The following is an 18,878-nucleotide window of genomic DNA, read 5'->3' as shown; positions in this document are numbered from 1 at the left end:
ATGTGGATGCCGGTATGCGCTCCAGGTCGCATCCGGTGGCGCGGAAGGGCCATCACGGCAGGCACTGCCCGGTCCCGTGGTCGGTGCCGCCTTGCCACACCATTCATCTGCGCCAAGCGACCCTCTTCCCATTCCCAACGAGGCATCGCCATGTCCCCCCGTCACCTGTTCTGGCTGGCCCTGCTGCCTGCCGTGGCTGCGTCTGCCGCCGAGACCCCGGAACTGCAGCGCGCCGCCGGTGCCCCACAGGCGGTGAATGCCGCCCACACGCTGCGCCAGATTCCCGAAGCCTGCGCGCGGCTGGAAGGCGTGTTCACCGGTAACGTCGCGCAGCCCTACCGGTTCAGCGTGGTGCGCACCAGCGAGCAATGCCAGCCGCGCGCGCGTTTCGTCGATTTCGACAAGGCGCAGCCGAGCGAGGCCAAGGGATGGAAACTCAATGACGTCATCCGCGTGCCGAGCGCGGCATGCCCGGCGCAGCAGGCGGTGGTACGCGTGTGGCGCATGCCGGTCGCGCAGAAGCCCGAACTCGATGGCCAGGGGCAGTCGCGGATCTACCTGGAGGAGGCCAGGAAGCAGGCGGCGGCCGGCAGGATCGCGCCGGTGCCGATGTTCGCCGCGCAGATGACGGTGGAAGGCAACGCCTGCCGTTGATGGCGTGACGTGGCGGGATGCCGGTTACAGGCCATGAAAAAGCCCGGACGGCAGGGCCGGTCCGGGCTCGGGTATCACGCCGGGTTGCGCGGGCTCAGTTGCCCTTGCAGTCCTTCAGCCACAGCACGCGGCCGATCTGGTCGTAGCGGTCGACCACGCCGACCAGCGTGACCTTTTCCCGCGGGCGGAGCGCCAGCGCGAAGGCTGCCTGGCTCGGGGCAAACGCGCAGGTGATGGCCACGCTTTCGAAGTCGATGCCCGAGGTGCTGCTGGGAATGTCGAAGCCGGTGTTGTAGGTGCCACCGCTCTTGAGCACGCCGTTGACGCGGCCGGTGATCGAATAGATCTTGCCCTGGTAGCGCGGTTCGATCGCGGCCGGGTTGTCCTTGTGCTGGGTACGCAGCTGGAAGCCGAAATCGGAAGCGGAAATGTTCACCGTCGAGGCCTTCGGGGTGGACGCGGCGAACTGTTCGCCGGCCTTGCCGGGCTTGACCTGGGTCAGCATCTTGCACATCTCGGCGCGGATCGCGTCGGCCTTGGCAAAGGCGCCCGGGTTGAGCTTGACCGTCATCGCCACCGTGCCGGTGCGGCCTTCGCTGGTGGCGCTGATGATGATCGGAATGGTCTTGTGCATGGCCGACTGCGGATCTTCGATCAGCATCGCGCCGTTCTCTGCGTCCGCGCTCAGCACGTCCATGTTGTTGCCCTTGGCGATCACGTTCATCTGACCGATCGCGCTCTTGACGGTCAGGTCGGGCACGGTCACCGAGGCGGTGTAGGTGGTGCCGGAAAGCGGATTGCCCTTCTTCTGGAAGCTGCTTTCGCAGGTGTCGGCGAACGCAGGGGCTGCCACGGCGAGCAGCAGTACGGCAAACAGGGGATGGCGCATCATCGGTACAGTCCTTGTCATCGTCCGCGGTGCGCGGAGGGTGGGTCGCTAGGGCGAGATCCAGCAGACCTTGCTGGCGGGGCGGATTGTAGGGTCCGCCCCCCCGGTGTCGCAAATGCCCGGTCGGCGCCGGGCGGCAGGATCAGCCTTCCTGCCAGGGCGCCAGCTTCTTCCGGACCGCCACGTTTTTCAGCGTCACGTACTTCGGCAGGCCATCGGCACCATAGGGCAGGGGGGCCTCGCCCCTGATGAGGGGCGACAGGTAGGCGCGCGCCTTGGCGGTGATGCCGAAGCCGTCCCGGCGTATGAAGCTGGCCGGCATCTTCTTCTCGTGGTTGGCCACCTTGTGCAGCGGGGCCGCCTCGATTTTCCAGCGGTAGGGGCTGTCACTGCTGCGCACGATCACCGGCATCACCGCGTTCTGGCCTTTCAGTGCGAACTGCACGGCGGCCTTGCCGACCGCCTGCGCCTGTTCCCAGTCGGTTCTGGAGGCGATATGGCGGGCCGAACGCTGCAGGTAGTCGGGCAGGGTCCAGTGCACCTTGTAGCCCAGTGCATCCTTGACCCGCGCGGCCAGCTGCGAGGCCACGCCACCGAGCTGAGTGTGCCCGAAGGAATCCTTGCCGCCGCCGGCATCGGCCACGAAGCGGCCATCGGCGGTCTGGATGCCTTCGGAGGCCACTACCACGCAGTGGCCCACGCGTTCGACCACCGCCTTGACCTTGGCCAGGAACGCGGCCTCGTCATAGGCGCGCTCGGGCAGCAGGATGATGTGCGGGGCATCGTCGGGGCCCTCGCCGGCCAATCCCGCAGCGGCGGCAAGCCAGCCGGCATGACGGCCCATCGCCTCGTAGACGAATACCTTGGTGGAGGTCTCGGCCATCGCCGCGACGTCCAGCGCGGCCTCGCGCACCGACACCGCGGTGTACTTGGCGGCCGACCCGAAGCCGGGGCAGGTGTCGGTCACCGCCAGATCGTTGTCGATGGTCTTGGGCACCCCGATGCAGGTCAGGTCGTAGTCGAATGCCTTGGCCAGCTGGGACACCTTCCAGGCGGTGTCGGCCGAATCGTTGCCGCCGTTGTAGAGGAACCAGCGCACGTCGTGGGCGCGCAGGACCTCGAGCAGGCGTTCGTACCGGGCCCGGTCGGCCTCCAGCGACTTCAGCTTGTAGCGGCACGAGCCGAAGGCCCCGCCCGGGGTATGGGCCAGCGCGGCGATGGCGGCGGCGGTTTCCTTCGAGGTGTCGATCAGTTCCTCGCGCAGTGCGCCAAGGATGCCGTTGCGCGCGGCCAACACCTTGATTCCCTTGGCCCGGGCGGTGCTGATGACCGCCGAGGCGGTCGCGTTGATGACGGCGGTGACGCCGCCCGACTGGGCATACAGCAGGGTACCTTTTGACATGGGTCGACCTTGGTCTGGGGGAAGGACATTGCAGGGACATTACCCGGATGGGGTAAAGTGCGCGTATTGCGGTGCAGCGTGATTGTGGACATTCCCGGGGCGCGCGCCCTTCCTATTTCTTACCAAGTTGGAGTCAGGTTGATGCGATTGGTTCTGTTGGGACCGCCCGGTTCGGGCAAGGGGACACAGGCGACGCGCCTGAAGGAACAGCTGGCGATTGCGCACATTTCCACCGGCGATCTGCTGCGTGCCGAAGTGGCCGCCGGTACCGAGCTGGGCAGGCAGGCCAAGGCCGTGATGGACGCCGGCAACCTGGTGTCCGACGACATCCTGCTGGGCATGCTGGAATCGCGCCTGGGCCAGGCCGACGTCGCCAACGGATTCATCCTGGACGGCTACCCGCGCAACGTGGCCCAGGCCAACGCGCTGGATACCCTGCTGGCCAAGATCGGCCAGCCGCTGGACGCCGTGGTGCAGCTGGACGTGCCGACCGAACTGCTGGTCGAGCGCATTGCCGGCCGTGCCGCCGAACAGGGCCGCGCCGACGACAATCCCGAGTCGGTGCGCCAGCGCCTGCAGGTCTACAACGACCAGACCGCGCCGGTGGTGGATTTCTATGCCGGCCGCGGCACGCTGGCCCGCGTCGATGGCGTGGGTGAGCTGGACGAGGTGGAAGCGCGCATCCGCGCGGCGATCCAGCGCTGACCTCCCGGGCGCTGCTTCGGCAGCGCCTGCGGTCGGGGATCGGTGCAGCCGGCCCCGAAAACAGGCACGCCCGGTCCCCGAAGGGACCAGGCGTGTCTGTTCTTAAGGCGCCAGCTGGCGGGCTTGCTCAGGGCCCCGCAGCATGAGCCCCCCTGGGGATGGCCTCTTGGGGAGTAGGACCAATGGGGTGCTACGGCTGGCAACCTGAATTGTGTCCGTGTTCACACTAGTTGGCTATCGGGAATTCCCCGACATGGGTGTGGATTTTTCTCACAGTCTTTGTAGGACTTGTCTGACGACGCGCACACGCATCGACAGTGATCGGCGACAATCGAGCGCATGAGCACGATACATATCCTGGGCATTGCAGGCACTTTCATGGGCGGCGTAGCCGCGTTGGCACGCGAACAGGGCCTGACGGTCCGTGGCAGTGACCAGGCGATCTATCCGCCGATGTCCACCCAGCTCGAACAGCTGGGCATCACCCTCGACCCCGGCTATCGCGCCGACAGCGTCGGCCCCGACTGCGACGCGGTGGTGGTCGGCAACGCCCTGTCGCGCGGCAATCCGGCGGTGGAAGCGGTCCTCGACGCCGGCCAGCGCTATATCTCCGGTGCGCAGTGGCTGGCCGAGCAGGTGCTGCCGGGCCGCGACACGCTGGCCGTGGCCGGTACCCACGGCAAGACCACCACCACCACCATCCTGACCTGGCTGCTGCAGGCCGCCGGCCGTGAGCCGGGGTTCCTGATCGGGGGCGTGGCCGAAGACTTCGGCGTGTCCGCGCGGCTGGGCAGTGGTCGTGAGTTCGTGGTGGAAGCCGACGAATACGACACCGCCTTTTTCGACAAGCGCAGCAAATTCGTCCACTACCGGCCGCTGGTGGCGATCCTCAACAACCTTGAATTCGACCATGCCGACATCTTCCCCGACGTCGCCGCGATCCAGCGCCAGTTCCACCATCTGGTGCGCACGGTGCCGGCGCGCGGGCGGCTGATCGTCAACGGCGAGGACGCGCGTCTGGCCGAGGTGCTGGCGATGGGCTGCTGGACGCCGGTGGAGCGGTTCGGCTTCGATCCGGCGCTGGAGTGGAGCGCCGCGCTGGTGCACGCCGACGGCAGCCGCTTCCGCGTCTCCCATCGGGGCGTGGACGTGGGTGAGGTGCAGTGGTCGCTGCTGGGTCGCCACAACGTGCTCAACGGGCTGGCCGCACTGGCCGCCGCGCATGCGGTGGGCGTCGACCCGGCGCAGGTGATCCCGGCGCTGGCGAGCTTCCGCAGCGTCAAGCGCCGCATGGAAGTGATCGGCAGCGCCGATGGCGTGACCATCTACGATGATTTCGCGCACCATCCCACCGCCATCCACACCACCCTCGACGGCCTGCGCGCCAAGGTGGGCGATGCCCGCATCGTGGTGGCGATGGAGCCGCGCAGCAATTCGATGCGCCTGGGCGCGCACGCGCAGGCGCTGGCGCCGTCGCTGGACCTGGCCGATGCAGTGGTGTTCCTGCACCGTCCCGAGCTGGCCTGGGATGCGTCGGCGGTGATCGCTGCGGTACGCGGCGATGCGTACGCAGTGCCCGATACCGATGCGCTGCTGGCCCAGCTGGGTCGTGTGGTGGCACCGGGCGACCACGTGGTGTTCATGTCCAACGGCGGTTTCGACGGCGCGCCGCGCCGCTTTCTGGCGCAGTTGCAGGCATCGTAACGGCCATGACCGAGACTGCGTCCCTGCCGCTGTTTCCCCTGCACGCCGTGCTGCTGCCCGGCGCCGCGCTCGGCCTGCGGGTGTTCGAGCGCCGCTACCTGGACATGCTGCGCGAGTGCGGCCGGCAGGATTCCACCTTTGGTGTGTGCCTGATCCTGGACGGCGACGAGGTCGGTGGCCCGGCCCTGCCGGCGGCCTACGGCGTGGAAGCGCGCATCGAGGATTTCGACGTCGGTGCCGATGGCGTGCTGGTGCTGCGCCTGCGCGGCCAGCGCCGCTTCCATGTGCTGCGCACGCGCGTGCGTGACAATGGCCTGGTGCTGGCCGACGTGCAGTGGAGTCCACCCGATCACGATGACGAGCTGCGCCCCGAACACGCGCTGCTGGCCACCGTGCTGGAACACATCATCGAACAGGCGGGCGCGGCATTCGCCCCGGTGCACCCGGGGCAGCTCGACCAGGCCGCATGGGTGGGCTGGCGGCTCGCCGAGCTGCTGCCGCTGGAGGAACCGCAGCGGCTGCAGCTGCTGCAGCAGGATGATCCGCACCAGCGGCTGCAGGACCTGCTGCGCTGGATACCCGCGTGAGCGTGGGCTCCGCCGCCGGGTAGAGCCCGGCGTTACGGGGTGGTCTTGACCCGCAGTACCGGCATCTGTGTGTCCGGATGGGTGGAGACCTGCTGCGGCAGGCCGTCCAGCGCCTCACGCACGGCGTTCAGCGACGGGTCGATGCCGCGCATCGGCCGCCACATGCCAATCAGGCTGAAATGCCGCTGGTAGTGCAGGGTCTGCGCGCTGCCCAGCCACAGCGGCTGGTCGCCGGGCTGCAGGCGGGCCGGCGCCGGCCACAGGCGGAGCGCGAAGACCTCGTCGGGCGCATTGCCCGCGCGCAGCATCAGCAGCGATTCCACCTGGGTGTCCAGCGTGGCCGGCAGCACCGGGATTTCGTCCTGGCCGGCCGACTTGTCCAGCATCAGCAGCGCCTGTTCCCAGCCGGCCTGCGGCTGCACGCGCCAGCCCTGGCTTTCCAGGCGCTTCTGCAACGGTGCCAGCGGCCCGGCCACCTGCACGTCCAGCGGCCAGCGCTGGTCGTCGTCGAACTCGTTACGCCGCGCCGGCAGCTGCTGCCACGCCTGCTGCCACCACGCGGCCGAGGCGATATCCACCGGTGCCGGCTGCGCCGGCTCGAACCGTGCCAGCTTCACCGGGATGTTGCGCGGCGCGTACCACAGCGCGGCCACCGCGAAGGTGCCGTAGAACAGCCATGCCACCGGCTTGACCCAGAACGAGCGGTTGAAGCGGCGGCGGTAGGCGATGCCCAGCACCAGCAGCCAGAAAATGCCGAACAGCATCCCGCCGATCACGTCGCTGAGCCAATGCGCGCCGAGGTACAGGCGGGCAAAGCCGATCACGCTGACGATGACACCGGACAGCAGGTACGGCCACACGCGGGTGCGACCGGGCAGCTCGCGCGCGATCAGCACCGCGAAGAAGCCGAAGGTGATGGTGGCCATCGTCACCGACACCGACGGGAAGCCGAACCCGCTGCTGGCATCGGGCGGGCGTACCACGTGCACGGTGGCGCCGAGCAGCTTGGTCAGGGCCAGGCCGAAGGCCAGTGCCGCCAGCCAGTGGCCGGCGGCCATCCAGCGCCGGCGCCAGATCAGATACCCCATGCCGGCGGCCGTGGCCGGTGCCAGTACCGGCCAGGCGCCCAGCGAGGCCAGTGCGGCCATCGGGTAGTCGGCCAGCGGATTGCGCAGGGCCAGCATGGCCTGGTGCACGGCCAGGTCCAGCGCGAGCGGCTCGCCATGCGCGACCACTGCCATCAGCAGCGCGAACCAGCACCAGCCCAGCAGCAGCAGCATCAGCGCCAGCATCGCCAGCGGCACCGATTCGCGGCGCTGCGGGTCCAGCACCGACACCGAATAGCGGCCCAGCGTGGGGTGGCGCTGCGACCAGCGCAGCAGGGCGGCCAGCCAGCTGTCCATGCGCGCGGCCGACCAGCGGTAGCCGTACAGCACGATCGCCCATACCAGGCCCAGGATCACGCCCAGCAGGGCAAGCACCATCACCAGCCGCCCGGCGACCGCAGCGACGGCATCATAGGCTTCGCCAAGCACCCAACCCGGCGCCAGGAACAGCACCGCCCAGGACAGACTGGCGATGCCGCTGGCCTGGATGTATCGCGACAGCGGCATCTTCAACATGCCGGCGATGGCGGGCACGAACGGGCGGATCGCGCCGACGTAGCGTGCCACCAGGATGCTCTTGAAGGCATTGCGGCGGAACATCGTCTCGCCACGGTCCAGCAGCTGCGGGTATTTGCTGAACGGCCAGAAGCCGCGCAGGCGATCGCCCCAGCGACGCCCGATCCAGTAGCTGATCCCGTCACCGGCAAACGCACCGAGGGCCGCGCACGCCACCGCATACGGTCCGGAAATCTGCCCCAGGCCGATGAAGACGCCCACGGCGAACAGCAGCGGGAGGGCGGGCACGATCGCGCCCAGCACGATGACCGCATCGCAGAAGGCGATAAGGAAAATGACCGCGCCGGCAAGCACGGGGTGAGCTGCGATCCACGCAAGCGTGGCATCGATCCATGACGAGTCCATGCGGGGATTATAGGGCTGTGAAAGTGACTGATTGCCGGCCAGCAGCAGGGAAATGCCGTGATCTGCCGCGTATCGACGTGAATGGGTCGCTGGCATGCCTAGAATGACGCAGTGAATACGTCCCCTTCCCAGCAGGCGCTCAAGTCCGACACCTTCGGCCGTATCCTGCTGGTCGAGCAGGGCGGGCACCGTTTCATCCGTCGTGATCTGCGTGCCGGCCCGTGGTGGCTGCGCGGGATCGCACGCGGCCTGGCGCGGCGCGAAGCGCGCGCGCTGCGGCAGCTGGACGGGCTGGCGGCGACGCCGCAGCTGCTGGCGTCCAACCGCCAGCAGCTGGACCGCAGCTACATGCCGGGCCAGGCGATGTACCAGCGTCCGCCGCGCGGCGACCTGGCGTACTTCCGTGCGGCGCGCGCGCTGCTGCAGCAGGTCCATCGGCGTGGCGTCGCACACAACGACCTGGCCAAGGAAGCCAACTGGCTGGTGCGCGAGGACGGCTCGCCGGCGGTCATCGACTTCCAGCTGGCGGTGATCGGCAATCCGCGCTCGCGCTGGATGCGGCTGCTGGCGCGCGAAGATCTGCGCCACCTGCTCAAGCACAAGCGCATGTACTGCGGCACGTCGCTGACGCCGGTGGAACGACGCGTGCTCGCGCGACCCTCGTGGGTACGGGATCTCTGGTTCCGCACCGGCAAGCCGGTGTACCGCTTCGTCACCCGCCGGATCCTGCACTGGGAAGACAACGAAGGGCAGGGGCCCAAACCCTGACGCGGCCTTCCGCAGGTCGCCAGGCGGCGCGCGCGGCATAATGCCGGTCCACGCAACCGCTTCGAGGACGTCCGCATGGCCAGTCTGCAAGGCAAGACCCTGTTCATCACCGGCGCCTCGCGCGGCATCGGCCTGGCCATCGCCCTGCGTGCAGCGCGCGACGGCGCCAACGTGGCCATCGCAGCCAAGTCGGCGGTGCCCAATCCGAAACTGCCCGGCACCATCCACAGCGCCGCTGACGCCGTGACCGCTGCCGGCGGCCAGGCCCTGGCCCTGCAGTGCGACATCCGCGAGGAAGACCAGGTGCGCGCAGCCGTGGCCGCCACCGTCGACACGTTCGGCGGCATCGACATCCTGGTCAACAATGCCAGCGCGATCTGGCTGCGCGGCACGCTGGAGACACCGATGAAGCGGTTCGACCTGATGCAGCAGGTCAATTCGCGCGGCAGCTTCCTGTGCGCGCAGGCCTGCCTGCCGCACCTGCTGCAGGCACCCAATCCGCACATCCTGACCCTGGCCCCGCCGCCCAGCCTCGACCCGAAATGGTGGGGACCGCATACCGGTTACACGCTGGCCAAGATGGGCATGAGCTTCGTCACGCTGGGACTGGCCGCCGAGTTCGGGCCGCAGGGCGTGGCGGTGAATGCACTGTGGCCGCGCACGATCATTGCCACCGATGCGATCAACATGATTCCCGGCGTGGACAGTGCCGGCTGCCGCACGCCGGAGATCCTGGCCGACGCCGCGCACGCCGTGCTGACCCGCCAGGCGGCCGGATTCAGCGGGCAGTTCCTGCTCGATGACGAGGTGCTGGCCCAGGCCGGCATCACCGACCTGGGCCGTTACGCGGTGGACCCCTCACGGCCGCTGCTGCCGGACCTGTTCCTGGACTGACCGCTACTGGTTGAACGTTTCCGGCAACACGTGCCCGCAACGCCGGCAATGCCGCGCATCGGGCTCGTGTCCTTCCAGCCCGCACTGCGGGCAGCCACGCGCGTCACGGCGTGCGGCCAGCTCCGCGTCGCGCATGGTGCTGGCCAGTTCGGCGGTGTAGATGCCGGTGGGCACGGCGATGATGCTGTAGCCGATGAGGATCAGTACCGAGGTGACGAAGCGGCCGAGCACGGTCTGCGGCACGATGTCGCCAAAGCCCACCGTGGCCATCGTCACCACCGCCCAGTACATGCTGCTGGGGATGCTGGTGAAGCCGTGGTTGGGCCCTTCGATCACGTACATCAGGGTGCCGGCGATGATGGTGATGGTCACCACCGTGAACAGAAACAGCAGGATCTTGCGCCGGCTGCGCCACAGCGACTGCATCAGGATGCCGCTTTCCTCGATGTAGCGGGTCAGCTTGAGGATGCGGAACACCCGCAGAATGCGCAGCGCGCGCACCACCAGCAGGCTCTGCGCGCCGGGGATGAACAGCGACAGATAGGTGGGCAGGATCGAGGCCAGGTCGATGACGCCCCAGACGCTCACCGCATAGCGCAGCGGTCGTTTCACCACCACCAGCCGCAGTACGTACTCGGCGGTGAACAGGAGGGTGAAGCCCCATTCGACCACGTACAGCCAGTCGGCGTGGGCAACGTGGAAGCGCTGCACGCTGTCGAACATCACCACCAGTACGCTGGCGATGATGGCGTAGACCAGCAGCAGGTCGAAGTTGCGCGACGGCCGGGTGTCGTGGCGGTAGATGATGTCGAACCAGCGACGGCGCCAGCCGGTCTCGGTGGCGGGATTGAGCTGGGGGGCGCTGAACGGTCGCATGGGCCGCATTGTGCCTGAGCCGGCGGAAGCGCGAGAATGGGACTTTCCCGATGCCCCTGACTGCCATGACCGCCGCCGCCCCCGATCCGCTGTTGTCCCTGTCGCATTACTACCTGCCGGTGTACAAGCCGCGCCAGGTGGTGCTCGAGCGCGGCCAGGGCGCGCGCGTGTGGGATACCCAGGGGCGCGAGTTCATCGACCTGGCCGCCGGCATCGCCGTGTGCGGGCTGGGCCACAACGACCCGGACCTGACCGCAGCGCTGATCGAGCAGGCCGGCAAGCTCTGGCACACCAGCAACGTGTTCTACAGCGAACCGCCGCTGCGCCTGGCCGAGGAACTGGTCACCGCCTCGCGTTTCGCCGAGCGCGTGTTCCTGTGCAATTCCGGCGCCGAAGCCAATGAAGTGGCGATCAAGCTGGTGCGCAAGTGGGCGTCCTCGCAGGGCCGCCCGGCCCACCAGCGCGTCATCGTCACTTTCCGCGGCAGCTTCCACGGCCGCACCCTGGCGGCGGTGACCGCCACCGCCCAGCCGAAGTACCAGGAAGGCTACGAGCCGTTGCCGGGTGGCTTCCGCTATGTCGATTTCAACGACGAGGTGCAGCTGGAGACCGCGATGGCCGCCGGTGACGTGGCGGCGGTGATGCTGGAGCCGATCCAGGGCGAGGGCGGTGTGATGCCGGCCAAGCCGGGCTTCATGCAGCGCATCCGTGATCTCTGCGACCAGCATGGCGCGCTGATGGTGCTGGACGAGATCCAGGTCGGCATGGGCCGCACCGGGACGCTGTTCGCGCACTGGCAGGACGGCATCAAGCCGGACATCGTGACCCTGGCCAAGGCGTTGGGCGGCGGGTTCCCGATCGGTGCGATGCTGGCCGGCCCGAAAGTTGCCGAGGTCATGCAGTTCGGCGCGCACGGCACCACCTTCGGCGGCAACCCGCTGGCGGCGGCGGTCGCACGCGTGGCGTTGCGCAAGCTGTCCTCGCCGGAGATCGGCCACAACGTGAGCCGCCAGTCGCAGGCGCTGCGCGACGGCCTGGGCCGGATCAACGACGAGTTCAAGGTGTTCAGCCAGGTGCGTGGCCGGGGCCTGATGCTGGGCGCGGTGCTGGACCGCGACTTTGCCGGCCAGGCTGGCGCGATTCTGGACCATGCCGCCGACAAGGGGCTGCTGACGCTGCAGGCCGGCCCGGACGTACTGCGCTTCGTGCCGTCGCTGAACATCACCGATGAGGAAATCGCCGAAGGCCTCAAGCGCCTGCGGGCGGCCATCCAGTCGTACATCGCCTCGCGCTGAGCCGCCATCCTTCGTGCCCCCGGCCTGCCCGGGGGCGCGTACGCGGTCCCGCTCAGCCGCTCAGCCCGTAGCGCTTCATGACCTTGCCGAAGGTACGGCTGTCGGCTGCGGTTTCGGCCTGCAGGCCGGCCACGCGCGCGCCGCGCACGTTGGTGAACAGATCGTCCACGAACAGCGTCCGTTCCGGTCGCAGGCCGAGCAGCGCCGTGGCCTGCAGGAACACCGCCGGATCGGGTTTGCGCCCGCCCAATGCGCCGCTGCACAGGATACGTCCGCGCAGTGCGTCGGCCAGGGTCGGCAGCAGGCGCGGAATCGTATCGGCCATCATGGCCCCGTTGTTGGTCAGCACCGCGATCGGCAGATGCCGCGCGATGCGCTGCACGCGCTCGATCACCCCGGCCTGTAGCATGGAGGCGGCAATGCGCGCGGCCCGCCACTGCGCCGCGCTGACCGGCGTGCCCAACGCCTGGCCCAGGCGTGCCAGATACACGGCGCTGTCCAGCCCGCTGTCATGCTCGCGGTCGAGTCCGCTGTCGAACAGGGCGGCGTGCACCGCCGCCGCGCTGCAACCGCAGGCGGCGGCGAGGTGGCGTACGCGCAGGTGCCGCGCATAGCGCACCAGCACGCCATCGACATCCAGCAGCAGGCAGTCCACGGCCATCGGCATCGGGCACTCTCGTCCAGGTCCAATGCTGACCGTACCCCAGCGACGGGGCGCGCTGCGACATCGCGTCGCAGGTCGTGCGCGTACGCGGCCCCTAGAATCGCGGGGACCGTTGACTGGAGATTGTCTTGAAACTGCTTGTTCCCGTGTTGCTCGCCGGCCTGGTGCTGGCCCCGTCTGCCCACGCCCGCGTCTGCGCGGTCGCTCTGGACAGCACCGATCAGATGAGCTTCAGCCAGAAGGAGATCAAGGTCGCTGCGGACTGCAGCCAGGTCAAGCTGACCCTGCGCCACACCGGTAAGCTGGCCGCCACCACGATGGGCCACAACTGGGTGCTGACCCGCAGTGCGGACTACCAGCCGGTGGCGATGGCCGGCATGCGCATGAAGCTGGCCGACAGCTATCTGCCGAAGGGCGACGCGCGCGTGCTGGCGCACACGCCGGTGATCGGGGGGGGACAGAGCACCAGCGTCACCTTCTCCACCGCCAGGCTCACCAAGGGCGGCGACTACACTTTCTTCTGCTCGTTCCCGGGCCACTTCGCGATGATGAAAGGCCGGTTTGTATTCGGGTGAGTCCCGAACACCAACCGGCCGGCAGCTACCGACCGCGGGTCGGTAGCCCCGTACCCTTCCCGCTGGATCAGCCGTTGACGACCTTGAACGCGTCGCGCGCTGCGGCGATCGTTGCGTCGATCACGCTGTCGTCGTGGGCGCTGGACAGGAAGCCGGCCTCGTAGGCCGAGGGTGCCAGGAACACGCCGCGCTCGAGCATGGCGTGGAAGAAGCGGTTGAACGCGCCGATGTCGCAGGCAACGGCCTGCGCATAGGTGTCCACTTTCTGGTCGGTGAAGAACAGGCCGAACATCGCCCCCACCTGCGTGGTGGTAACGGCCACGCCGGCCGCCGCGGCCGCATCCTCGAGGCCGGCGCACAGGCGGGCGCTCGCAGCGCTCAGGCGGTCGTGGAAGCCCGGTTCCTGCACCAGCTCGAGCATCGCCAGGCCAGCGGCCATCGCCACCGGGTTGCCGCTCAGGGTGCCCGCCTGGTAGATCGGGCCGGCGGGCGCGATCTGCGACATCAGCTCGCGACGCCCGCCGTAGGCCCCCACCGGCATGCCGCCTCCGATGATCTTGCCGAACGTGGTCAGGTCGGGGGTGATGCCGTAGTGTGCCTGCGCGCCGCCGAGGGCGACGCGGAAGCCGGTCATCACTTCGTCGAAGATCAGCAGCGTGCCGTACTGCGTGCACAGCGCACGCAGGTGCTGCAGGTAGCCTTCGCGCGGCGGAATGCAGTTGGCGTTGCCCACCACCGGTTCGATGATCAGGCCGGCGATGTGCTCGCCCTGTTCGGCGAACAGCGCGGTGGCCGCGTCGAAATCGTTGTAGGGCAGGGTCAGTGTCAGTTCGCTCAGGCCCGCCGGCACGCCCGGCGAGGTGGGCACGCCCAGCGTCAGCATGCCGCTGCCGGCCTTGACCAGGAACGAATCGCCGTGACCGTGGTAGCAGCCTTCGAACTTGACGATGCGGCTGCGGCCGGTGGCACCCCGCGCCAGGCGGATCGCCGACAGCGTGGCTTCGGTACCGGAGTTGACCATGCGCACCATCTCGCACGACGGCACCAGCCGGGTGAGCGTCTCGGCCATCACTACTTCGGCCTCGCACGGTGCGCCGAAGGACAGGCCGTTGTCGATGGCGCGCTTGACCGCCTGGCGCACGGCCGGGTGGTTGTGGCCGACGATCATCGGGCCCCACGACCCGACGTAGTCGATGTAGCGGTTGCCGTCCACGTCGTACAGGTACGGGCCATCGGCGCGCTGCACGAAGAACGGTTCACCGCCAACCGACTTGAACGCGCGCACCGGCGAGTTGACGCCGCCGGGCAGCAGCGCCTGTGCGCGGGTGAACAGGGCGTGGGACTGGTCGTGGTTCATGGGGTGTCCTGGTGAGGCGGGAACTGGGCGAGGAAGGCGCGCTGGATGGCGACCGGATCGTCGGCGGCGAATACGCTGCTGACCACGGCCACCAGATCGGCGCCGGCCGCGATGACGGGACCGACATTGTCCGGGGTCAGCCCGCCGATCGCCACCCGCGGCACGCCCAGTGCGGCGCTTTGCCGCAGCAGGTCGGGGGTGGCGCGGCTGCGGGTGACCTTGGTGGTGGTGGGGAAGAACGCACCGAAGGCCACATAGCTGGCGCCGGCGGCGACCGCATGCTCGGCGTTGGCCAGCTGGTCGTAGCAGGACGCGCCGATGATGGCCGCCGCGCCCAGCAGGGCGCGCGCGGCGCCGATGTCCCCATCGGTGCCGCCCAGGTGGACACCGGCGGCGCCCACGCGGTGGGCGAGGTGCGGGTCGTCATTGATGATCAGCGGCACCCCGTGCTGCGCGCACAGTGCCTGCAGCCCGGTGGCCTGCGCCTCCTTCAGGGCGGCGTCGGCGGTCTTGTTGCGGTACTGCAGCCAGGTGGCGCCGGCAGCCAGCAGCGGCGCGGTGCGCGCCAGCAGGCGGGCGGTATCGGCCTCGTCGGGGGTGATCAGGTAAACGCCACGGGGGCGTGGGGAAAGGCGGGACGCAGAAGTCATCGGTGGCTACCGGTAGCACGACGGGAGTGGGACAATGGGCGCTGCCCGTTCCTGTCCCGCCGTGATTATCCAATGACCGATGCCACCGCCACCACTTTCCGCACCTGGATGTGCGTTGTCTGCGGCTTTCTGTACAAGGAAGAAGACGGTCTGCCGGAAGAGGGGATCGCGCCGGGCACCCGCTGGGAAGACATTCCCGATACCTGGACGTGCCCGGACTGCGGCGTGACCAAGGACGATTTCGAGATGGTCGAGGTGGACTGATCCGCCTGGCGGGTCAATCGCGGCTTGCGGTGTTCAGTGCAGCCGCGGCGTGCGCCCGCCCAGCGCCACCAGTTTCTCGCGCACCCACTGGGCGTCGCTGGCCTGGCCATTGCGCTGCAGGTACTGGGCCAGGTCGCGGTGCGCGCCGGCCTGGTAATCCAGCTGCAGGTAGGCCAGTCCGCGGTCGCGCAATGCGTCGTCCTGCTCGGGGGCCAGTTTCAGCAGGCGGTCCGCACAGCGTGCGGCGCGGTCCCATTCGCCGCGCTCGGCATACACCCCGTGCAGATTGCGCAGCATGCGCATCAGGATCGCGCGTGCCGGCGCCGGATCGAGGATCTGCGCCAGCACGTCGTCATCGGGAACCTCGCCGCCCAGGTGCGAGCGGGCGCGCTCGCGCAGTTCTTCCACGTCCAGTGGGCGACCGCCGTTGAAGGGGTCCATCACCAGGACGCCGTCGTTGACCGGCAGGCGCACCAGGAAATGGCCGGGGAAGGACACTCCGTCCAGCGGAATGCCCAGCCGGCGCGAGACTTCCATCTGCACCAGGGCCAGCGAGATCGGGTTGCCCAGGCGGCGTTCGAACACCTGGTTGAGGTAGCTGTTGCGCGGGTCGTAGTACTCGCCGTGGTCGCCGCTGTAGCCCAGTTCGTCGAACAGGTGGCGGTTGACGGCCGCGATCTTCATCGGCCACATCTCGATCGTGCCGACCTCCGTGCGCAGGTGCTCGACATGGCTCTGGATGAGCGCGTCGTAGACCTTCGGGTCCAGGTCGGGGTACTCATCGCGGGCGATCAGCAGCGCGGTGGGCAACAGGGGCAGCGCCTCGTCGTCCAGGTCGGCCAGCGAATCCCACTCCGGTAATGTCATCTGCCCCTGCATGGGACAAGACTGGCGACAAATGCCTCGCGATTCAAGCGGGGCCATGTGAAAGACCGCCAGCCGTGGCCGGCGGTCACTCCCTTATCGGGCGTCGTCGATGCCGGGGCCGAACACCAGCTCGGTGCCATCGGCCAGGCCCAGTTTTTCGGCCTGGCCGGCGTTGAGCTCGAGCACATACCGTGCCGGGCCGCTGCTGGGGTAGGGCGGGCAACGGTCGCCGGCCGAGCACGGCGGAACGTCGCGCGACTGGCTGACCAGCCGGCGCTGCGCATCGAAGTACAGGATGTCCAGCGCGATCTTGGTGTTCTTCATCCAGTACGCCTGCAGCTCCTCGCGTTCGTGGATGAACAGCATGCCGTGGTCGTCGGGCATGTGGTCGCGGAACATCAGCCCGCGTGCGCGGGTTTCATCGCTGGTCGCCAGTTCGACCTTGTACCGCGTACCGCCCAGTTCGACCCAGTGGCGGGCGCCGGTGCTGGCGCAACCGGTCAGGGCGAGCAGCAACAGCAGCGGCAGCAGACGCTTGAGAATCATCGTTCACCTCGACGGTAGGGCCGGCGCCGGGCGCCGGCCAGGGGATCAGAACACCTGCGGCGGTTGGCCACCGACGATCACCACGTCGGCCGGGCGCCGCGCGAACAGGCCCACGCAGACCACGCCGGGCAGCTGGTTGAGCTCGCGCTCCAGCTTCACCGGGTCGGTGATTTCCAGATGGTGGATGTCCAGAATGACGTTGCCGTTGTCGGTGATCACGCCTTCGCGCCACGCCGGCTGGCCGCCGGTCATTTCCAGGATCCGGCGCGCCACCAGGCTGCGCGCCATCGGGATGACTTCCACCGGCAGCGGGAAGCGGCCCAGCACCTTGACCTGCTTGCTCGGGTCGACGATGCAGACGAAGCGCTCGCTGGCCTCGGCAATGATCTTTTCGCGGGTCAGGGCAGCGCCACCGCCCTTGATCAGGCACTTGTTGCCGTCGCATTCGTCGGCGCCGTCCACGTACAGCGAGAGCGTGCCGGTGTGATTCAGTTCCATCACCTCGATGCCGTGCTCGCGCAGGCGCGCGGTGCTCTGTTCGGAGCTGGACACGGTGCCCTTGATGCGGTGCTTGATGCGGGCCAGACCGTCGATGAAGTAGGCAACGGTGGACCCGGTGCCGACACCGACGATCATGCCGTCTTCGACGTATTCCAGGGCTTTTTCGGCGGCCAGGCGCTTGGCTTCGGACATGGCGGAGAACTCTTGGTGACGAGGAGGAAAGAAAAGGGTCAGTGCTTTTCCAGCGACAGCAGCGTTTTCCATTGCGCTGCTGTCACCGGCAGGATAGACAGGCGGTTGCCGCGCGCGATGAGCGGGAACCCCTCGCCCAGCGCATCGGCATGCAGCTTGATCTCGTCCAGCGAAATCGTGTTGCGCAGTTTGCGCTCGAAGGCCACGTCCACCAGCAGCCAGCGCGGTTCTTCGCGGGTGGCCTTGGGATCGTAATAGTCCGACCCGGCGTCGAACTGGGTCTCGTCCGGGTAAGCGTCGCTGGCCACGGTGGCCAGCCCGACGATGCCGGGGACCTTGGTGTTGGAGTGGTAGAACAGCACGCCATCGCCGACCTTCATGCCATCGCGCATGAAGTTGCGCGCCTGGTAGTTGCGCACGCCGTTCCAAGGCTCGCGACCGACGCGCTGCAGATCGTCGATGGAAAAGGCGTCCGGTTCGGACTTCATCAGCCAGTAGCGCTTGCGTGCGGTCATGCCATCTCTATCGCGGTGGGTGCCGATCGTGGACCGGCGCGGGAACAAGGGTGGACAGTTCGGTGCAGATCGCATCGACCGGGACATCCCAGGGCGCGACCGGAAGGGCGTCCACCTGCTGGATCGAGAATCCGACGCCGACCAGCCACGGCGGGGCCTGGCGCGCCTGCCGGAATGCGAAGCTGCGATCATACCAGCCGCCTCCCATGCCGAGTCGCCGGCACTGGCTGTCGAATCCGACCAGCGGTGCCACCACCAGCGCCATCTCCTCGGGCGCCAGGGTCTGCGCGATCGGCATGTCCGGCTCGGGAATGCCGAACCGGTTGGCGGTCAGCGGCTGCCCGGGACGCCAAGGCGCGAAGCGCAGCGTCTGCGCATGCAGTACCGGCAGGCAATAGACCACGTTGTCGGGCAACTGCATCTGCCAGCGGTGCAGGGCGATCTCGCCATCCATCGCCCAGTAACCGGCGACATGGCCTGCGGTGGGGGCGAACGGCAACGACAGCAGCGCATCGGCCAGGGTGTCGGCAGCGGCCAGGCGGTGCGCGGCGGGGAGGTCTCGACGGGCGTGGCGCAACTGCTGGCGCAGGGCCAGGCGCGGGTCGGTCATGCCGGGGTCCAGGTCATGGAAGGAGAGCGGCGGATAAAACAAGAGCGACGCTCCAGGGGAACGTCGCTCTTGCCGGAATATTGCATTCTCCGCGGTGACGATGCGTGCGAAACGACCTTGAACCCGGGGTTCAAGTGGGTACGCTGGGGTTCCTTCGGGCTTCCCGCTACAAGGCGGACCTGCACTCCCGGCGCCGTCGCGCACCCGTGGTCGTAATTAAGGGACAAGGCGAATGTTTGCACACGCCGTCGTTCACAGCAGAGAACGCGTCGCCATTATAGCCAAGCGCGCGCCGGGGGATAGGCCGTTCGTCGGTTGGATTGCAGGAGAATTCAG

The 18,878-nt window shown here is 68.3% G+C and carries 21 protein-coding genes and 1 other RNA gene; 9 read left to right on the top strand and 13 right to left on the bottom strand.

Features of this window, described 5'->3' with window-relative positions:
* Window positions 1-150 precede the first annotated feature (150 nt).
* Complete coding sequence (locus ACPEH1_RS15305) at window positions 151-654, top strand: hypothetical protein (RefSeq protein ID WP_423716011.1); 504 nt, start codon at window positions 151-153, stop codon at window positions 652-654.
* A gap of 94 nt (window positions 655-748) precedes the next feature.
* On the opposite strand, the gene ACPEH1_RS15300 is transcribed toward ACPEH1_RS15305, so the two are convergent.
* On the bottom strand, window positions 749-1,546 hold the full coding sequence (locus ACPEH1_RS15300) for an OB-fold protein (protein ID WP_017357026.1): 798 nt from the start codon (window positions 1,544-1,546) through the stop codon (window positions 749-751).
* A gap of 139 nt (window positions 1,547-1,685) precedes the next feature.
* On the bottom strand, window positions 1,686-2,945 hold the full coding sequence (locus ACPEH1_RS15295; RefSeq protein ID WP_017357027.1) for a 6-phosphofructokinase: 1,260 nt from the start codon (window positions 2,943-2,945) through the stop codon (window positions 1,686-1,688).
* A gap of 141 nt (window positions 2,946-3,086) precedes the next feature.
* Between ACPEH1_RS15295 and ACPEH1_RS15290 the strand changes: the two genes are divergently transcribed.
* The 3 genes from ACPEH1_RS15290 to ACPEH1_RS15280 all read left to right on the top strand — a co-directional run bounded on the left by ACPEH1_RS15290 (window position 3,087) and on the right by ACPEH1_RS15280 (window position 5,941).
* Complete coding sequence (locus ACPEH1_RS15290; protein ID WP_423716010.1) at window positions 3,087-3,650, top strand: adenylate kinase; 564 nt, start codon at window positions 3,087-3,089, stop codon at window positions 3,648-3,650.
* 339 nt (window positions 3,651-3,989) lie between these two features.
* A complete protein-coding gene (gene mpl, locus ACPEH1_RS15285; RefSeq protein WP_017357029.1) occupies window positions 3,990-5,354 on the top strand; it encodes a UDP-N-acetylmuramate:L-alanyl-gamma-D-glutamyl-meso-diaminopimelate ligase in 1,365 nt (454 codons plus the stop codon).
* Between the two features lie 5 nt (window positions 5,355-5,359).
* Window positions 5,360-5,941 carry an LON peptidase substrate-binding domain-containing protein gene (locus tag ACPEH1_RS15280; RefSeq protein WP_017357030.1) on the top strand — a complete coding sequence of 194 codons (582 nt, stop codon included), beginning with the start codon at window positions 5,360-5,362 and terminating at the stop codon, window positions 5,939-5,941.
* Window positions 5,942-5,973: 32 nt separating this feature from the next.
* Here ACPEH1_RS15280 and ACPEH1_RS15275 read toward each other — a convergent pair whose 3' ends face one another.
* On the bottom strand, window positions 5,974-7,968 hold the full coding sequence (locus ACPEH1_RS15275) for a bifunctional DedA family/phosphatase PAP2 family protein (RefSeq protein ID WP_136002960.1): 1,995 nt from the start codon (window positions 7,966-7,968) through the stop codon (window positions 5,974-5,976).
* A 111-nt stretch (window positions 7,969-8,079) separates the two neighbouring features.
* On the opposite strand from ACPEH1_RS15275, the gene ACPEH1_RS15270 reads away from it, so the two are divergent.
* Both ACPEH1_RS15270 and ACPEH1_RS15265 read left to right on the top strand, forming a co-directional pair.
* Complete coding sequence (locus ACPEH1_RS15270; RefSeq protein ID WP_136002961.1) at window positions 8,080-8,736, top strand: phosphotransferase; 657 nt, start codon at window positions 8,080-8,082, stop codon at window positions 8,734-8,736.
* A 75-nt stretch (window positions 8,737-8,811) separates the two neighbouring features.
* Window positions 8,812-9,630, top strand: a complete 819-nt coding sequence (locus ACPEH1_RS15265; RefSeq protein WP_017356530.1) for an SDR family oxidoreductase — start codon at window positions 8,812-8,814, stop codon at window positions 9,628-9,630.
* Between the two features lie 3 nt (window positions 9,631-9,633).
* Here the strand turns inward: ACPEH1_RS15265 and ACPEH1_RS15260 are convergent, their stop codons facing one another.
* The gene (locus ACPEH1_RS15260; RefSeq protein ID WP_017356529.1) at window positions 9,634-10,506 is read right to left on the bottom strand and encodes an ion transporter; all 873 of its coding nucleotides are present in this window, start codon (window positions 10,504-10,506) and stop codon (window positions 9,634-9,636) included.
* 65 nt (window positions 10,507-10,571) lie between these two features.
* On the opposite strand from ACPEH1_RS15260, the gene ACPEH1_RS15255 reads away from it, so the two are divergent.
* Window positions 10,572-11,801 (top strand): acetylornithine transaminase, encoded by a 1,230-nt coding sequence (locus ACPEH1_RS15255; protein ID WP_136003178.1) that lies wholly within the window; start codon window positions 10,572-10,574, stop codon window positions 11,799-11,801.
* A gap of 52 nt (window positions 11,802-11,853) precedes the next feature.
* Here the strand turns inward: ACPEH1_RS15255 and ACPEH1_RS15250 are convergent, their stop codons facing one another.
* Window positions 11,854-12,462 carry an HAD-IA family hydrolase gene (locus tag ACPEH1_RS15250; protein ID WP_423716017.1) on the bottom strand — a complete coding sequence of 203 codons (609 nt, stop codon included), beginning with the start codon at window positions 12,460-12,462 and terminating at the stop codon, window positions 11,854-11,856.
* Window positions 12,463-12,593: 131 nt separating this feature from the next.
* Between ACPEH1_RS15250 and azu the strand changes: the two genes are divergently transcribed.
* Window positions 12,594-13,040: an azurin gene (gene azu, locus ACPEH1_RS15245; protein ID WP_136002962.1), complete on the top strand. Its 447-nt coding sequence runs from the start codon at window positions 12,594-12,596 to the stop codon at window positions 13,038-13,040.
* Window positions 13,041-13,107: 67 nt separating this feature from the next.
* Here the strand turns inward: azu and hemL are convergent, their stop codons facing one another.
* Window positions 13,108-14,397 (bottom strand): glutamate-1-semialdehyde 2,1-aminomutase, encoded by a 1,290-nt coding sequence (gene hemL, locus ACPEH1_RS15240; protein ID WP_017356525.1) that lies wholly within the window; start codon window positions 14,395-14,397, stop codon window positions 13,108-13,110.
* Window positions 14,394-15,047, bottom strand: coding sequence for a thiamine phosphate synthase (gene thiE / locus ACPEH1_RS15235; RefSeq protein WP_136002963.1), 654 nt, complete (start codon window positions 15,045-15,047; stop codon window positions 14,394-14,396). The genes hemL and thiE overlap by 4 nt, the downstream gene beginning before the upstream one ends.
* Window positions 15,048-15,119: 72 nt before the next feature.
* Between thiE and ACPEH1_RS15230 the strand changes: the two genes are divergently transcribed.
* On the top strand, window positions 15,120-15,311 hold the full coding sequence (locus ACPEH1_RS15230; protein WP_136002964.1) for a rubredoxin: 192 nt from the start codon (window positions 15,120-15,122) through the stop codon (window positions 15,309-15,311).
* Between the two features lie 33 nt (window positions 15,312-15,344).
* Here ACPEH1_RS15230 and ACPEH1_RS15225 read toward each other — a convergent pair whose 3' ends face one another.
* From ACPEH1_RS15225 to ssrS, 6 genes are all read right to left on the bottom strand, one after another.
* Window positions 15,345-16,190, bottom strand: a complete 846-nt coding sequence (locus ACPEH1_RS15225) for a SirB1 family protein (protein ID WP_136002965.1) — start codon at window positions 16,188-16,190, stop codon at window positions 15,345-15,347.
* A gap of 81 nt (window positions 16,191-16,271) precedes the next feature.
* Window positions 16,272-16,724, bottom strand: a complete 453-nt coding sequence (locus ACPEH1_RS15220) for a DUF192 domain-containing protein (RefSeq protein ID WP_136002966.1) — start codon at window positions 16,722-16,724, stop codon at window positions 16,272-16,274.
* 45 nt (window positions 16,725-16,769) lie between these two features.
* Window positions 16,770-17,417: a ribose-5-phosphate isomerase RpiA gene (rpiA, locus tag ACPEH1_RS15215; protein ID WP_423716009.1), complete on the bottom strand. Its 648-nt coding sequence runs from the start codon at window positions 17,415-17,417 to the stop codon at window positions 16,770-16,772.
* Window positions 17,418-17,455: 38 nt separating this feature from the next.
* The gene (locus ACPEH1_RS15210) at window positions 17,456-17,932 is read right to left on the bottom strand and encodes an EVE domain-containing protein (protein WP_017355840.1); all 477 of its coding nucleotides are present in this window, start codon (window positions 17,930-17,932) and stop codon (window positions 17,456-17,458) included.
* Between the two features lie 7 nt (window positions 17,933-17,939).
* Window positions 17,940-18,542, bottom strand: a complete 603-nt coding sequence (locus tag ACPEH1_RS15205) for a 5-formyltetrahydrofolate cyclo-ligase (RefSeq protein WP_136003180.1) — start codon at window positions 18,540-18,542, stop codon at window positions 17,940-17,942.
* 82 nt (window positions 18,543-18,624) lie between these two features.
* Window positions 18,625-18,809: non-coding RNA, 6S RNA (gene ssrS / locus ACPEH1_RS15200), on the bottom strand.
* Window positions 18,810-18,878: the final 69 nt, after the last annotated feature.

This window comes from Stenotrophomonas sp. NPDC077421, assembly GCF_049545505.1.
Lineage (GTDB): Bacteria > Pseudomonadota > Gammaproteobacteria > Xanthomonadales > Xanthomonadaceae > Stenotrophomonas > Stenotrophomonas nematodicola.
This window is presented reverse-complemented; position numbering and strand designations above follow the sequence as displayed.

Excerpts from the sequence above, each read along its gene's own strand:
- ACPEH1_RS15305 (WP_423716011.1), top strand. The coding sequence starts at position 151 with ATGTCCCCCCGTCACCTGTTCTGGCTGGCCCTGCTGCCTGCCGTGGCT.
- ACPEH1_RS15300 (WP_017357026.1), bottom strand. The coding sequence starts at position 1,546 with ATGATGCGCCATCCCCTGTTTGCCGTACTGCTGCTCGCCGTGGCAGCC.
- ACPEH1_RS15295 (WP_017357027.1), bottom strand. The coding sequence starts at position 2,945 with ATGTCAAAAGGTACCCTGCTGTATGCCCAGTCGGGCGGCGTCACCGCC.
- ACPEH1_RS15290 (WP_423716010.1), top strand. The coding sequence starts at position 3,087 with ATGCGATTGGTTCTGTTGGGACCGCCCGGTTCGGGCAAGGGGACACAG.
- mpl (WP_017357029.1), top strand. The coding sequence starts at position 3,990 with ATGAGCACGATACATATCCTGGGCATTGCAGGCACTTTCATGGGCGGC.
- ACPEH1_RS15280 (WP_017357030.1), top strand. The coding sequence starts at position 5,360 with ATGACCGAGACTGCGTCCCTGCCGCTGTTTCCCCTGCACGCCGTGCTG.
- ACPEH1_RS15275 (WP_136002960.1), bottom strand. The coding sequence starts at position 7,968 with ATGGACTCGTCATGGATCGATGCCACGCTTGCGTGGATCGCAGCTCAC.
- ACPEH1_RS15265 (WP_017356530.1), top strand. The coding sequence starts at position 8,812 with ATGGCCAGTCTGCAAGGCAAGACCCTGTTCATCACCGGCGCCTCGCGC.
- ACPEH1_RS15260 (WP_017356529.1), bottom strand. The coding sequence starts at position 10,506 with ATGCGACCGTTCAGCGCCCCCCAGCTCAATCCCGCCACCGAGACCGGC.
- ACPEH1_RS15255 (WP_136003178.1), top strand. The coding sequence starts at position 10,572 with ATGACCGCCGCCGCCCCCGATCCGCTGTTGTCCCTGTCGCATTACTAC.
- ACPEH1_RS15250 (WP_423716017.1), bottom strand. The coding sequence starts at position 12,462 with ATGGCCGTGGACTGCCTGCTGCTGGATGTCGATGGCGTGCTGGTGCGC.
- hemL (WP_017356525.1), bottom strand. The coding sequence starts at position 14,397 with ATGAACCACGACCAGTCCCACGCCCTGTTCACCCGCGCACAGGCGCTG.
- thiE (WP_136002963.1), bottom strand. The coding sequence starts at position 15,047 with ATGACTTCTGCGTCCCGCCTTTCCCCACGCCCCCGTGGCGTTTACCTG.
- ACPEH1_RS15230 (WP_136002964.1), top strand. The coding sequence starts at position 15,120 with ATGACCGATGCCACCGCCACCACTTTCCGCACCTGGATGTGCGTTGTC.
- ACPEH1_RS15225 (WP_136002965.1), bottom strand. The coding sequence starts at position 16,190 with ATGCAGGGGCAGATGACATTACCGGAGTGGGATTCGCTGGCCGACCTG.
- ACPEH1_RS15220 (WP_136002966.1), bottom strand. The coding sequence starts at position 16,724 with ATGATTCTCAAGCGTCTGCTGCCGCTGCTGTTGCTGCTCGCCCTGACC.
- rpiA (WP_423716009.1), bottom strand. The coding sequence starts at position 17,417 with ATGTCCGAAGCCAAGCGCCTGGCCGCCGAAAAAGCCCTGGAATACGTC.
- ACPEH1_RS15210 (WP_017355840.1), bottom strand. The coding sequence starts at position 17,932 with ATGACCGCACGCAAGCGCTACTGGCTGATGAAGTCCGAACCGGACGCC.
- ACPEH1_RS15205 (WP_136003180.1), bottom strand. The coding sequence starts at position 18,542 with ATGACCGACCCGCGCCTGGCCCTGCGCCAGCAGTTGCGCCACGCCCGT.